Source organism: Paenibacillus sp. FSL H7-0943, from assembly GCF_037963265.1.
Taxonomy (GTDB): Bacteria; Bacillota; Bacilli; order Paenibacillales; family Paenibacillaceae; genus Paenibacillus_AQ; species Paenibacillus_AQ odorifer.
Genome location: NZ_CP150148.1, coordinates 145,619 through 158,890 on the forward strand (window position 1 = coordinate 145,619; position 13,272 = coordinate 158,890).

Genomic DNA, 13,272 nt, shown 5'->3' on the forward strand with positions numbered 1-13,272 from the left:
CAGGGAGTCAAATTCCTGTTTGGATTGCTGTGGTACTGATATCGTTTGGAGAGATACCCAAGTGGCTATAAGGGGACCCTCTGCTAAGGGGTTAGACTGCGTAAGCGGTGCGTGGGTTCGAATCCCACTCTCTCCGCCATTTTCAATCCATAGCAATACTAATTATTGTGGCGGTGTAGCTCAGCTGGCTAGAGCGTACGGTTCATACCCGTGAGGTCGGGGGTTCGATCCCCTTCGCCGCTACCATAATACCTGGAGGCTTAGCTCAGCTGGGAGAGCATCTGCCTTACAAGCAGAGGGTCGGGGGTTCGATCCCCTCAGCCTCCACCATTTTCATCTTTTAGAATTGCTTTTACACCGTGCCGGTGTAGCTCAACTGGTAGAGCAACTGACTTGTAATCAGTAGGTTGGGGGTTCAAGTCCTCTCGCCGGCACCATTTTTAATTAATGCGGAACCGTGGTGTAGTTGGCCTAACATGCCTGCCTGTCACGCAGGAGACCGCGGGTTCGAATCCCGTCGGTTCCGCCATTTTTTCCACAAAATGAGTGGGAAGTGTAAGACTTTTCCGCTTAATTGTCATGTAATCTTATGGCTCGGTAGCTCAGTCGGTAGAGCAGAGGACTGAAAATCCTCGTGTCGGCGGTTCGATTCCGTCCCGAGCCACTTTTTTTGGGGGATTAGCGAAGTGGCCAAACGCATCAGACTGTAAATCTGCTCACGTACGTGTTCGGTGGTTCGAATCCATCATCCCCCACCATTTATGAGCCATTAGCTCAGTTGGTAGAGCACCTGACTTTTAATCAGGGTGTCGAAGGTTCGAGTCCTTCATGGCTCATCCCAAACAGAAAGTCATCACCTTAGGGTGGTGGCTTTTTTTGTGTTTTTATGTCGTATTATAGTAGCGCGCTGCTGCAGTGATTAACATAATATTAGAGAATATGCTAAAATAGGCGAAAAGAGCAAAAGTGGTGGAGTATGGTGACTATGGATAGCGAAACATTGCGAAAAAAGTTAGAGCAGCTCACCGGAAAGAAAACCGGAATCAAGCAGTTAGGGAGGCAACATTCAGCTTCTCTTTTTAGCCTGGGATTAGAAGCACAAGAACAGCCGGTAATCCATGAAGGTCATCTTTGGGCACCATTATATGAGACTGATGGACGTGTAACCGCTGTCTGGGTGGAATTGGATGGACTTAACTCTTTGGAAATACAATTAGTGAATTATGCAGTTCGAAACTTTGCAATTGCACTAAAAGCTACTGGGGTTAGAGAAGAAGGGGAAGCGGAGGCTCGGCAGCTGGGTACCTGGTTGAACACCGAACTGGAGCAAGAGAAAAATGACTCTGAGATACCCGATGAGATGGCTCTAAAGGGACGTTTATTCGGAGATATGGTTCCATTCCTACTTAGCAGTGAGAATGCACATAGCCCGCAGATCACTTATCGTTCCTTAATGAAGCTGCTGCGCAGCTATTTTGAGAATGAAATTCTGCTTATACCTCTTCAAGAAAAAGAATGGTTAATATTGGCCCGGAAGGAACTACTCACGGGCGGAGATGATAAGGATGAGGAAGAAGAGAGTGTAGATGAAATTCTGGCTCAGACCAGTATGGGCTTACACGAACTGATAGCCAGCGAATGGGTAGGTGTATTCCATTTGGCTGTAGCTCCGGCTATAGTCCCTGTTAAGGGATTGACGGGATCCGTGGCCTTGCTGAGGGAGACCATTGTACTCGGACGTATTTTCCAAGTGGGTGAATATATTCATTTACCTTGGGAGCTGCATTTGGAACGTTTGGTTAACAGCATTCCTGATGCACGGCGTAAACAGTTACTTGGACAGATTGGCGACTATTCTTCCGTATTATCGGATAAAGAGATGCTGATGACCCTGGAGACGTTTTTTGAGATGGATTGTAATGTAAGTGAAACAGCCAAGAAGTTATATATTCATCGCAACACGCTTTTATACCGTCTGGACAAGATAAAACAGGAGACGGGTGCCGATGTGCGTAGCTTTGGGGACGCTGCTATTGTGAAGCTTACTATGCTTTTGTATAAAGTGACGAAAAGGAAATAGGTTTTTTGTGAACGTTACAAATAGCCACCGTGTCCCGTCTAGGGTAATATAAATGTACAAGGAAAAAAGAATTTTTCAATTAATCAATAATTAACTCGAGGGGGAAATACAATGGCAGGCGTACGTTTAGAGCATATTTTCAAAAAATACCCGGGTTCAGATAAAGCAACAGTAATGGATATCAATCTTGATATTAAAGATAAGGAATTTCTAGTATTGGTTGGACCATCCGGTTGCGGTAAATCCACAACTTTGCGTATGATCGCTGGTCTGGAAGAAATCTCCGAAGGTAAAATGTACATTGGCGATCGTGTAGTCAACGACGTTGCACCTAAAGACCGCGATATCGCGATGGTATTCCAATCCTACGCCCTGTATCCGCATATGAGCGTATACCAAAACATGGCTTTCGGTTTGAAACTTCGTAAAGTGAAGAAAGATGAAATCGACAAGAAAGTACGTGAAGCTGCTAGAATTCTCGATATCGAGCATTTGCTAGATCGTAAACCAAAAGCACTTTCCGGTGGTCAACGCCAACGTGTCGCTTTGGGACGCGCTATCGTACGTGATCCACAAGTCTTCTTGATGGATGAGCCTCTTTCCAACTTGGATGCTAAACTTCGTGGTCAAATGCGCGCTGAAATCACTAAACTGGTTAAACGCCTTGAAACCACTTGTATCTACGTAACGCATGACCAAACAGAAGCTATGACAATGGGTGACCGTATCGTAGTTATGTATGATGGTATCATTCAACAAGCTGCTTCCCCTGAAGAGTTGTACAATGAACCAACTAACCTGTTCGTAGCTGGATTTATCGGATCCCCTACAATGAACTTTATCAATGGTACTTTGTCCGAAGCAAACGGTTCTATCCGTTTCCGCGCTGAGAACCTTGATGTTGAAGTACCAGGCGGAAAAGCTCAAATCATCCGCAGCAAAGGCTACATTGGCAAAGAAGTAATTATGGGCGTTCGTCCAGAAGATATCCATGAAGAGCCAGTATTCTTGGAAGCTTCCCCGAACACAATCTTTACTTCATTGGTTGATGTAACTGAAAACCTTGGTCACGAAATGCTCCTTTACTTGAGCGGCCTTGGTAAATCTACTGTAATCGCTCGTGTAGATGGACGTTCCACTACTCGCGAAGGCAGCAAGCCAAAATTGGCTATCGATATGAACAAAGTTCACTTCTTCGATAAAGAATCCGAAGTTAACATTCTGTTGGGATAAGATCGCAGGATCTTTTCTCTCTTGATAAAGCCACCCGAAAGGGTGGCTTTATTGTTTAATTAGGGTCGTAATGGATAGGCGTTAAGATTGCATTCACAAGCGTTATCAATTAAGATAGCAGGAGAATTACCTCCGGAATTGTAATGAGATCGCTGTCAACCGGACGCAGTAAGCGGACATATACCGCAGGTGACGAAAGGACGAATTTACATGGCTAAGAAAGTAAAAGTATCTGAATTGGTACAACATTTTCAATTAGAGGTTATTTCCGGCCAGGAAGGTCTAAAACGACCTATTACGGTCGATGACCTGAATCGCCCTGGACTAGAGATTGCTGGTTATTTCGAATATTATCCGGAAGAACGTGTTCAACTATTAGGTAAGACAGAACTCGCATTCTTCTCCATGCTGCCTGAAGCTGAACGTAAAAGTAGGCTTCGTGGAATCTGTAATGACAATACCCCTTGTATCGTAATTACCCGTAGTTTGGATGTGCCACAGGAGTTAATTGATATAAGTAATGAAAAGGGACTTCCTGTGCTTCGTAGCTCGATGGCTACGACTATTTTCTCCAGCCGTTTGACGAGCTTCTTAGAAGGGAGATTAGCCCCTACAGCAACGATTCATGGTGTACTCTGTGATGTATATGGTGTAGGTATGCTGATTACTGGTAGTAGTGGTATTGGTAAGAGTGAGACAGCCCTTGAACTTGTAAAACGTGGACATAGACTGATCGCTGATGATGCCGTGGAAATCCGCCAGACTTCAGATAACCAGCTGCATGGTACAGCCCCTGAGTTGATCCGTCACTTGTTGGAAATTCGCGGAGTAGGTATCATTAACGTAATGACACTTTTTGGTGCGGGTGCTATCCGTAATCATAAACGGATTACACTTGTCGTTAGATTAGAGGCTTGGCAGCAAGACAAGCAGTATGACCGGCTTGGACTTGATGAGGAAACAACGCGGATTATTGATACCGATGTTCCACTTGTAACCATTCCTGTACGTCCAGGACGTAACCTTGCCGTTATTATTGAGGTTGCTGCGATGAACTATCGCCTGAAGCAAATGGGCTTTAATGCAGCCCTGCAGTTTACGAATAAGTTAACTGCGACCATATCTGAGGATATGGACGATCTCGATTAGGAGTGTGAGACAATGTTCCCATTAGCAATAGATCCTATTGTATTCTCAATTGGATCACTACCTGTACACTGGTACGGGTTAATACTAGGGGTCGGTGCACTCGCGGGATTATTTCTTGCGATCCGCGAGGGCAAACGGTTCGGAATCCCGCAAGAATTCTTTATGGATATGCTGCTACTGGGTGTACCCTCGGCAATTATAGGGGCACGGATTTATTTTGTAGCTTTTAAATGGGACGATTATAAGCATAATCTGATAGACGTCTTTAAGATCTGGAATGGCGGCATCGCCATTTACGGCGCATTAATAGGAGCGATTATTTGCGGAATTATTTATTTCCGTTATAAGGGTTACCCTTTCTGGCGTATTGTTGATATTTGTGCACCTGGACTACTGGCGGGTCAAATGATTGGCCGCTGGGGAAACTTTGTCAACCAAGAGGCATACGGCAGCGTAGTTGAGGAATCTTTTTTACGGGATAAACTGCATTTACCTGACTTCATCGTTAATCAAATGTACATAGGAGATGCTTTTCATCATCCGACCTTCCTGTATGAATCTCTTTGGAGCTTACTAGGGATTGCGTTATTGATGGTTCTCCGTCGTCAGAAGTTTGTACGTGCTGGAGAAATCTTCATGTCTTACTTTATATGGTATTCCATCGGTCGGTTCTTCATCGAGGCTGTGCGTACTGACAGTTTAGCTTTTAACGGAAGTGCAGGACTGGCTTCGTTTATAAACGGCTTATGGAGTCCGATGGAATGGTTAGGTTTTGAACAAGGATATCTGGATCCTGCCTATGGTAATATTCGTATTTCTCAGCTGCTTTCTCTACTGATTATTGTGGCAGCTATATTGCTGATCGTTATTCGCAGAGTAACCGGAGAGCCTAAAGCACATTATTCTGACCCTATCGTATGTACTAAACCGATCCAAGCAGATACTGTAGTGCCAGAAAGCGCAGTAAATACACCGCAGAAAACTCGTCAAGGAACACAACCTGAGCAAGGACAGCCAGCGGATGGAGATAAGAAGGAGCAGTAAAACTTATGATAGAATGCGTTCTTTTTGATCTGGATGGAACGATTGTCGATACGAATGAGCTAATCATTAGTTCATTTATGTACGCGCTGAAGGACAATGGTCTGGCTCCACTGACCAGAGAAGAGATAATTCCGCATATGGGAACAACCCTTCAGCAACAGATGAGAGTATTCTCTGGACTAGAGGATGTAAATGGTACGTTAGAAAAGTCCTATCGTTCTTATAATAATGAGCATCATGATGAGTTAGTGCGTTCCTTTCCGCTTGTAAAGGAGACCATAGAGGAGCTCTCGCGTCGTGGGATCAAACTTGGGATTGTAACTACTAAGATCCGTCCAACAACGATCAAGACCCTGGAAAGGTTCGATTTGCTTAAGTACATGGATACGATTGTGACTGTGAACGATGTTACTGAACCAAAGCCACATCCGGAGCCCGTACTGACAGCGGTCCACAACCTTGGTGTTGATCCTCGCAAAACCTTAATGATAGGTGACAGTGCAGTTGATATTCAATCAGCCAAAGCTGCCGGTGTATACGCTGCTGGAGTATCTTGGTCTTTGAAGGGCGAGGATACGCTCCGCAAGTATGATCCGGACTTTATCATCCATAACATGAAGGATATTATAGAAATTATGGAGCGAGGAACGAATGAATCGTGAGAAACGTAACCCGTTATCCAGTAGAAGGTCATAACTCACTTTGGTATATTTACCGTACGGTCAGCCCTTGGAAGGGTGTCCGCAACTTTATTTTTATTCAGATTGCCCGCTATTGTCCGATTCTACCGTTAAAGAATTGGATCTATCGACGGATGCTGGGGATGAAGGTTGGTAAACACACGGCTTTTGGTCTTATGGCAATGGTGGATGTGTTTTTTCCGGAGAAAATAACGGTAGGTGAGAATTCTATTATTGGTTATAACACGACGATTCTGGCGCATGAGTATCTGATCAAGGAATATCGTCTGGGCGAAGTGGTGATCGGTGAAAATGTATTGATCGGCGCGAATACAACGATTCTTCCCGGTGTAACCATTGGAGATTGGGCAGTTATAGCTGCTGGCTCCGTGGTGCACAAAAATGTGGCGGCTGGCTCTTTTGTCGGAGGCAATCCTCTGCGAGAGCTGCGCCCCTCTTCAACGGAAGAACATTCGGAACAAGTGTAAACGATGCTTTTTTAACCCTGCAGTTACATATTGCGTTTTTTTAGCGCAGGTTCTGCAGGGTTTCTTGCGTCTTAGAGAAGATTATTAAGGAAACTTTAAGTTCTTCTTAAGTTTTTAGAACAGATACATTCGATATAATTAGCGTTAGTGATAAGGCGAATCCCACGCTAGGCATTCAGCTTCAAATATCAGAATGTAAAATCAGCAGGTGCAGGCTTCCTGGTATTTTCAGTTTCCACATTCCGCTTAGCGTCTCTATGAACAACCATCATAGTAGAGAAGAGGAATATAATATGAACACTGCGAGACAGGAAAGGCTGCCCCAGCTGGATATTTTCAGAGCATTAGCGATCTTAGGCGTATTGCATGTGCATTCCTCATCTTTTGCCGCTGGAGAGCAGGCACTGCATTCCCCTTATTATTACTGGCTGAACTGGATCAACATTTTCTTTAAATTCGGTACGCCCTCATTTATTTTTCTGAGCAGCTTTGTATTGTTTTATAATTATTATGGGCGTCCTGTGACACGCAGCTTGATTATTAATTTCTACCGTCGTCGATTAAAGTATATTTTATTACCTTATCTGCTAGCCTCTATGGGCTATTACGCACTAACCTTATATGTGAACGGACGATTGACCCAGAACCTCGGTGGCAACCTGTACAGCTTTATTAGAGCGTTATTCTCAGGTTCCGCATATGCGCATTTGTATTTTGTATTTATCAGCATTCAGTTTTATTTGCTTTTTCCAGTACTGCTTAAGCTACTCCAGAGTTCCCGCTTTTTAATTAAATGGGCGGTTCCGCTCGGATTGGCACTTCAGTGGGGGTTTATTTTCTGGAATAAATACGAACTGCACATTGTTGAAAAAGGGAGCCTCGCGATCTCTTATCTGGCTTATTATATGATGGGTGCTTATATCGCAATTCACTTTGAGAAGGTGAAGACTTGGCTGATGAAGCCATGGAGAGAGCTAACTGCCAGGCAAAAAGGATGGACTGCCCTGTTAGTGAGCGGGTGGTTAATTGCAGCCTTTATCCATGTGCAGCTATGGTATGTGGCCCGCCATTTTGGGGTGTGGACGGATTCGCTGTGGTACGAGCTATTATGGAATGTCCATACGATGTTATCAGCATTGGTTCTGTTGTATGCTACATTCCTGATCTATCGTAAGGCCTCTCGCGGGATTGTTGCTTTTTTAACACGTTTGGGTGAACTCTCATTTGCGATATATTTGATTCATCCGCTATTGCTGGCGGTATATCGCAGGTTCCGATATCAGATTCCCCTAGAGTCGCTAACATATGTTTTGTTCATCTACGGAGGGCTTGTGGTCGCACTGGGAGGGAGCTGGCTTATTGTGCAGTTTGCTTTCCGGCGAGTCCCGGGTTCATGGATTATTTTTGGAAGCGTGCCTCGCTCTTTGGAATCCAGTCCGCAGGAAAAGTCAGGTTATATCCCTGAGGAACGGGCAAAGGGGTTCGTGCAGCAGGAGAAATAGCGTTAGAAGAAGGTCTGATACACGCACACGCTTAAACGTGGGGAAGTAGCCTTCATAATATTTGATTAAAAAGGCATCACTTCGATGCGGAGCTTAACAGGAGGAAAGATTATGAGACAAAAAGAAAGAATTCCGCAGCTGGATATTTTTCGGGCGATTGCTATTTTTGCAGTGCTGGCTATTCATGCTACTTCACGAACGTTGGCGGAGACACTAGGTACAAACATGTTTCATCCGTTCTTATTTATTAATAAATTCAGCCAGTTCGCCGTACCTTCATTCATATTTTTGAGTGGGTTCGTGCTCTTCTATAACTATATTGACCGTCCGCTGGGTGGCAAAACGCTAGGAAAGTTCTACACTAGAAGGCTGCTTTATATTATTGTGCCTTATGTAGTATTTTCACTGCTGTATTTTGCGTTAAAAATGAATGCCGGGAATACTTGGGGCTTACCTCCGGGGGAGATGGCTTCTAAGCTATGGAAGTATTTATGGACAGGAACGGCATATACGCATCTGTATTATATTATTATCATTATTCAGTTTTACGTGTTATTTCCGCTCATTTTGTGGTGTTTGCAAAAGGTTCGTCATCTGGCGGCTTGGGCGCCACTGATCGGGTTATTACTACAGTGGGGTTTTGTGTTGCTGAATAAATACATGACCAATCACGGGTATTGGCAGTTATCCAAGGGGAGTCTGGCGATCACTTACTTCTCGTATTTCCTGCTGGGTGCTGGGATTGCAGTGTATTACTCTTCTTTGAAAAAATGGTTAGTGCCTTCACGTGAAGGCTGGCGCGCCGGTAAAGGTCCGGTTTGGATTACTTTGTGGTTGTTATGGATTGTAGCAGGGGTTGTTCATGTTGAGCTATGGTTTAACAATTACACGAAAAAAACTGTCATCAACAGCTTATGGTATGAGGGTTTCTCTAATTTACATGCGCTGCTCTCTTGTGTGGTGCTGTTGCAAATCTCCTTCTTGCTCTATGGGGCGGGTCGTAGCTTGCTGACAAGACTTTTGGTATCCGTGGGAGCATGCTCCTTCGGAATTTATCTATTGCACCCTATGCTGCTGTATTTCTATAGAAAATTACCGTTTCACGGGGGTTCTCTTGCGTACATCGCAGCGATTGTAGGAGGATGGCTTGTTGCGCTGCTGGTTTCATGGCTGGCAGTGGCTCTCGTCTTCCGGTATGTGCCTGCGTCTTGGATTATTTTCGGATCAGGCGCACAAAAGAAAGCAAAAACAGGCTCCATAAGCGCATAGTCTACTGCTAGGTAATATAAAAGCGCCGGTCTCCCGTATATGCGGGTTGACCGGCGCTTTTATTTTTTGTCTATTCTCCAGCTTGTTCCCGCTGAAACTCCGCAATAGCTTGATACTGGCTTTCTAGACTACGGTAGACGGAAATATAAATCGGCAGCAGCTGCTTGTACACTTTGGTATGTTCATCAATCGGATCATGCTGGTAAGTTGAACCGATCATGTCGAATACAACATCGAAGGAGTCCACGCGGCCCGTTGCGTAAAGACCAAGCACTACTGCTCCGAGGCAGGAGCTTTCAATACTCTCCGGAATGATGACCTCTTGATCAAAAATATCAGACATCATCTGCCGCCAGACTGAGGAACGGGCGAAGCCGCCTGTAGCCAGAATTTTGCTAGGACGCCCGATTTGCTCTTCCATAGCCAGCAGAACCATATACATATTGAAGATTACGCCTTCTAGTACCGAGCGAATCATATGCTCCTTATGGTGATTCATAGAAAGGCCGAAGAAGGAGCCACGAGCATCAGGATTCCACAGCGGTGCCCGTTCACCAGTTAAGTAAGGATGGAATAGAAGACCACCGCTACCTGCCGGAACTTGTTCCGCGATGCGCGTTAGAACCTCGTAAGGGTCAATGCCAAGACGTTTGGCGGTTTCGACTTCAGAAGCAGCGAACTCATCCCGTACCCAGCGGAACAGCATACCGCCGTTATTAACGGGCCCTCCGATCACCCAATGTTTTGGGGTTAAGTTATAACAGAAGGTCCGTCCTTTAGGGTCGGTAAGCGGGTGATCCACTACGGTGCGAATCGCTCCGCTTGTTCCAATCGTTGCGGCCACTACACCGGGTTTAATCGCGCCTACGCCAAGGTTGGACAAGACGCCATCACTGGCTCCTACGACAAAAGGTGTAGTCGGGAGCAGTAACAGCTCCTCTGCTAGACCGGGAAGCAGGCCTTGCATGATCTCTGTGGTGGGAACAAGCCGTGAGAGTTGATCTGGTGAAATATGGGCTATCTCCAGGGCCTCTTTATCCCACTCCAAAAGTTCAAGGTTGAGCATGCCTGTAGAAGAGGCAATGGAATGATCGATGATGTATTCGCCGAACAGCCGAGCGAATATGTATTCTTTTATAGAAATGAATTTATAGGTTTGTTGAAACAACTGAGGCTGCTCTTCCCGAAGCCACATTAGCTTGGTAATCGGTGACATAGGATGAATAGGCGTTCCTGTGCGCAAATACAACTCATGTCCGTTGAACTCGTTCTTCAGGCGAAGTGCAGATCCGGCACTACGGTTGTCAGCCCAAGTGATGCAGGCAGTAAGTGGTTTACCCAGCTGATCAATTGCAATGACACTGTGCATGGCTGAACTGAAGGAGACGAATAGGATCTTATCTGGAGTTACGGCGCTTTGCCGCATGACATTAGAGAGGGTATGAAAGACTGCACGTAGGATTTGCTCTGGGTCCTGCTCCGCTATAGAAGGGGAGGGTTGATGCAAGGGATAACCCATATTCGCTTGTGCAACTATGGCTCCATTCTCCTCGAAGAGAACTGCCTTTGTACTTGTAGTACCAATATCAACGCCAATCATATAGGATTTAGTCAAGCGTTAGCCCTTCTTTCTAGGTGAAAGTATATTTTTAGAACACCAATTACAAAATTATGAAGTACAATCGTATTAGCTCATTATAGTATTCGATAAGCGGGGAGGCAAAAATAAAGAAAATGCCAAACGCTCGACTAAGGGTTTGATTGACGAAAAAGCAGTGAACATGATACGATATTGAAAATACTTTAATTTGCTACCACTTTACCATAGTAAAGTAAACATAAACAGTATCTAATGATAACTGACGAGGTGAACAATGAAGATGTCCAAACCAAAGGGATTTGAGAAGCCGTCTGGCGTTCGGGACTATCTGCCCCGGGCCGTAACGAAATTGCGCAAAATTGAGAATGATGTACTGCATTGCATGAGTCGCTGGGGATATCAGCAAATGATGACTCCAACGTTGGAATATTACGATACAGTTGGCGTGGCTAGCTCTACGTCGGACCAGAAGCTCTATAAATTACTTAACAATCGTGGTCAGGCTTTGGTGCTTCGATCAGAAATGACTGCCCCGGTTGCCCGTGTTGTTGCCTCTCTATTGAAGGATGAGCCACTGCCATTGCGTCTGTCATATCACGCGAATGTATTCCGTGCCATTGAGGAAGAAGCGGGGCGGGAAGCGGAGTTCTTCCAGACAGGTGTAGAGCTGGTAGGTGATGATTCACCTGAGGCCGATGCGGAGGTAGTGGCGCTTGCTATTTCTTCGCTGCAAGCCGCGGGTGTGAAGTCTTTTAAGATCGCTATGGGGCATGTAGGCTTTCTGAATGGGTTATTTCAAGAGGCACTTCCTGAACTGCCCGAGGCTCAAGAGGAGCTGAAAAGTCATTTGCTGGGCCGTGACTATGTTTCTTTCCGGGAGACTTTACAGCGGCTGGATCTTACAGAAGCGCAGAAGAACGAACTGGATGGGCTGCTGCGTCTGCGCGGAGGCAAGGAGATTTGTGGACAGGCGCTAGAGCTGAGCAATCATCCGCTCGCGCGTCATTCGATTGATCATTTGTGCAAGGTGTGGGAGGTGCTGGTCTCTTACGGCGTATCACAGCATGTACTGATTGATCTGACGATGATCGGGGACTTTTCCTATTATACAGGCATGACTTTTGAAGGTTATGCAGCGGAATTAGGATTTCCGGTATGCAGTGGTGGTAGATACGACAATCTGCTGCAACAGTTTGGGCGTCCGATCCCATCCACAGGATTTTCCTTAAAAACGAATCGCATCCTGGATGGTGTAACTGGAGTGGCCGAAGAGGAAGAGCTGCCTATTTTGATCCAATATGATGCGATTCGCAGAAGAGAAGGCTTGGAAGAGGCAACACGCCTGCGGTCAGAGGGTCATGCAGTCGTTACTAGACTTGCTGCAGGTCCAGAAGAGCTTGAAACGGTGAAGCGTTTGGATACGGACACGGTTGAAGCAGAGGGTGTACGGTACGGTGAGATCTATACATTCGTATCTTTTGTAAGTGAGCATGGCTGAGGATATCGCTAGTACAAAAAGCGATTAACATAAATTTTGCATGGAGATGGAAAAGGAGGCAACTTAACAATGGCACAGATATTGAAGGTGGCTATGCCAAAAGGCCGGATTTACGAAAAGGCTGCTGAGCTGTTCCGCCAGGCAGGTCTTCCGATTCCACCGGACGGTGAGGCATCACGCAAGCTTGTTATTCCGCTGCCTGAGGCAGGGATGGAGTTTATATTGGCGAAACCAGTAGATGTACCTACATATGTAGAATATGGCGTGGCGGATATTGGGATCGTGGGCAAGGATGTTTTGCTGGAGGAAGATCGTGATGTATACGAGCTGCTTGATCTTGGCATTGCCCGCTGCCGGATGTCGATCATCGGATTGCCGAACTGGCAGCCGGGAATTCAGCAGCGTGTAGCGACGAAATATCCGAATGTAGCTTCAAGGTATTTTAGGGAGCAGGGGCAACAGGTCGAGGTAGTGAAGCTAAATGGATCCATCGAGCTTGCACCACTGATTGGTCTGGCCGATCGTATTGTGGATATGGTAGAGACCGGGCAAACGCTGCGGGACAACGGATTAATCGAAATGAAGAGTATATTCGAAATTACAAGCCGCCTGGTGGCAAATCGTGTGAGCTATCGGATGAAAAATGAAGAGATACAGCAACTGTGTGACCGACTACAGGCAGTTATAGGGCAGCCTAATTTGCGGTAGGCGGCAACAGATGTTAGGGGT

Annotated in this window: 11 protein-coding genes and 8 tRNA genes; 18 read left to right on the forward strand and 1 reads right to left on the reverse strand. The window is 45.7% G+C overall.

The features are described from left to right. The first annotated feature begins 47 nt into the window (after positions 1-47). From NSQ55_RS00690 to NSQ55_RS00765, 16 genes are all read left to right on the forward strand, one after another. Positions 48-139, forward strand: a tRNA-Ser gene (locus tag NSQ55_RS00690). 30 nt (positions 140-169) lie between these two features. Next, positions 170-246: transfer RNA gene (locus NSQ55_RS00695), tRNA-Met, on the forward strand. A gap of 8 nt (positions 247-254) precedes the next feature. Continuing rightward, a tRNA-Val gene (locus NSQ55_RS00700) sits at positions 255-330 on the forward strand. Positions 331-361: 31 nt separating this feature from the next. Then, positions 362-437 (forward strand) — tRNA-Thr (locus tag NSQ55_RS00705). Between the two features lie 14 nt (positions 438-451). Continuing rightward, positions 452-529 (forward strand) — tRNA-Asp (locus NSQ55_RS00710). Between the two features lie 62 nt (positions 530-591). After that, positions 592-664, forward strand: a tRNA-Phe gene (locus NSQ55_RS00715). Positions 665-672: 8 nt separating this feature from the next. Further along, positions 673-758, forward strand: a tRNA-Tyr gene (locus NSQ55_RS00720). A gap of 5 nt (positions 759-763) precedes the next feature. Then, positions 764-836, forward strand: a tRNA-Lys gene (locus tag NSQ55_RS00725). Between the two features lie 149 nt (positions 837-985). Beyond that, positions 986-2,080, forward strand: a complete 1,095-nt coding sequence (locus tag NSQ55_RS00730) for a helix-turn-helix domain-containing protein (protein ID WP_036687042.1) — start codon at positions 986-988, stop codon at positions 2,078-2,080. A 111-nt stretch (positions 2,081-2,191) separates the two neighbouring features. Further along, the gene (gene ugpC, locus NSQ55_RS00735; protein ID WP_076126826.1) at positions 2,192-3,313 is read left to right on the forward strand and encodes a sn-glycerol-3-phosphate ABC transporter ATP-binding protein UgpC; all 1,122 of its coding nucleotides are present in this window, start codon (positions 2,192-2,194) and stop codon (positions 3,311-3,313) included. 210 nt (positions 3,314-3,523) lie between these two features. After that, positions 3,524-4,462, forward strand: a complete 939-nt coding sequence (gene hprK / locus NSQ55_RS00740; protein WP_036687047.1) for an HPr(Ser) kinase/phosphatase — start codon at positions 3,524-3,526, stop codon at positions 4,460-4,462. Between the two features lie 12 nt (positions 4,463-4,474). After that, a complete protein-coding gene (gene lgt, locus NSQ55_RS00745) occupies positions 4,475-5,506 on the forward strand; it encodes a prolipoprotein diacylglyceryl transferase (protein ID WP_076126827.1) in 1,032 nt (343 codons plus the stop codon). A 5-nt stretch (positions 5,507-5,511) separates the two neighbouring features. Continuing rightward, entirely contained in the window at positions 5,512-6,168 is a 657-nt protein-coding gene (gene ppaX / locus NSQ55_RS00750; protein WP_076126829.1) for a pyrophosphatase PpaX, read from the forward strand. Next, entirely contained in the window at positions 6,165-6,674 is a 510-nt protein-coding gene (locus NSQ55_RS00755; protein ID WP_172628771.1) for an acyltransferase, read from the forward strand. The genes ppaX and NSQ55_RS00755 overlap by 4 nt, the downstream gene beginning before the upstream one ends. A gap of 293 nt (positions 6,675-6,967) precedes the next feature. Continuing rightward, a complete protein-coding gene (locus NSQ55_RS00760; RefSeq protein ID WP_076186883.1) occupies positions 6,968-8,176 on the forward strand; it encodes an acyltransferase in 1,209 nt (402 codons plus the stop codon). A 111-nt stretch (positions 8,177-8,287) separates the two neighbouring features. After that, on the forward strand, positions 8,288-9,445 hold the full coding sequence (locus NSQ55_RS00765; RefSeq protein ID WP_076126832.1) for an acyltransferase: 1,158 nt from the start codon (positions 8,288-8,290) through the stop codon (positions 9,443-9,445). A 70-nt stretch (positions 9,446-9,515) separates the two neighbouring features. Here NSQ55_RS00765 and gntK read toward each other — a convergent pair whose 3' ends face one another. Continuing rightward, positions 9,516-11,045, reverse strand: a complete 1,530-nt coding sequence (gntK, locus tag NSQ55_RS00770) for a gluconokinase (RefSeq protein WP_076186889.1) — start codon at positions 11,043-11,045, stop codon at positions 9,516-9,518. 280 nt (positions 11,046-11,325) lie between these two features. Here gntK and NSQ55_RS00775 point away from each other — a divergent pair, with 280 nt between their 5' ends. Then, a complete protein-coding gene (locus tag NSQ55_RS00775; RefSeq protein WP_339170723.1) occupies positions 11,326-12,543 on the forward strand; it encodes an ATP phosphoribosyltransferase regulatory subunit in 1,218 nt (405 codons plus the stop codon). A gap of 69 nt (positions 12,544-12,612) precedes the next feature. After that, the gene (hisG, locus tag NSQ55_RS00780; RefSeq protein WP_036687062.1) at positions 12,613-13,251 is read left to right on the forward strand and encodes an ATP phosphoribosyltransferase; all 639 of its coding nucleotides are present in this window, start codon (positions 12,613-12,615) and stop codon (positions 13,249-13,251) included. Positions 13,252-13,272: the final 21 nt, after the last annotated feature.

What these genes read in the sequence shown, in the direction of transcription:
- NSQ55_RS00730 (WP_036687042.1), top strand. Translation starts at nt 986, where the DNA reads ATGGATAGCGAAACATTGCGAAAAAAGTTAGAGCAGCTCACCGGAAAG.
- ugpC (WP_076126826.1), top strand. Translation starts at nt 2,192, where the DNA reads ATGGCAGGCGTACGTTTAGAGCATATTTTCAAAAAATACCCGGGTTCA.
- hprK (WP_036687047.1), top strand. Translation starts at nt 3,524, where the DNA reads ATGGCTAAGAAAGTAAAAGTATCTGAATTGGTACAACATTTTCAATTA.
- lgt (WP_076126827.1), top strand. Translation starts at nt 4,475, where the DNA reads ATGTTCCCATTAGCAATAGATCCTATTGTATTCTCAATTGGATCACTA.
- ppaX (WP_076126829.1), top strand. Translation starts at nt 5,512, where the DNA reads ATGATAGAATGCGTTCTTTTTGATCTGGATGGAACGATTGTCGATACG.
- NSQ55_RS00760 (WP_076186883.1), top strand. Translation starts at nt 6,968, where the DNA reads ATGAACACTGCGAGACAGGAAAGGCTGCCCCAGCTGGATATTTTCAGA.
- NSQ55_RS00765 (WP_076126832.1), top strand. Translation starts at nt 8,288, where the DNA reads ATGAGACAAAAAGAAAGAATTCCGCAGCTGGATATTTTTCGGGCGATT.
- gntK (WP_076186889.1), bottom strand. Translation starts at nt 11,045, where the DNA reads ATGATTGGCGTTGATATTGGTACTACAAGTACAAAGGCAGTTCTCTTC.
- NSQ55_RS00775 (WP_339170723.1), top strand. Translation starts at nt 11,326, where the DNA reads ATGTCCAAACCAAAGGGATTTGAGAAGCCGTCTGGCGTTCGGGACTAT.
- hisG (WP_036687062.1), top strand. Translation starts at nt 12,613, where the DNA reads ATGGCACAGATATTGAAGGTGGCTATGCCAAAAGGCCGGATTTACGAA.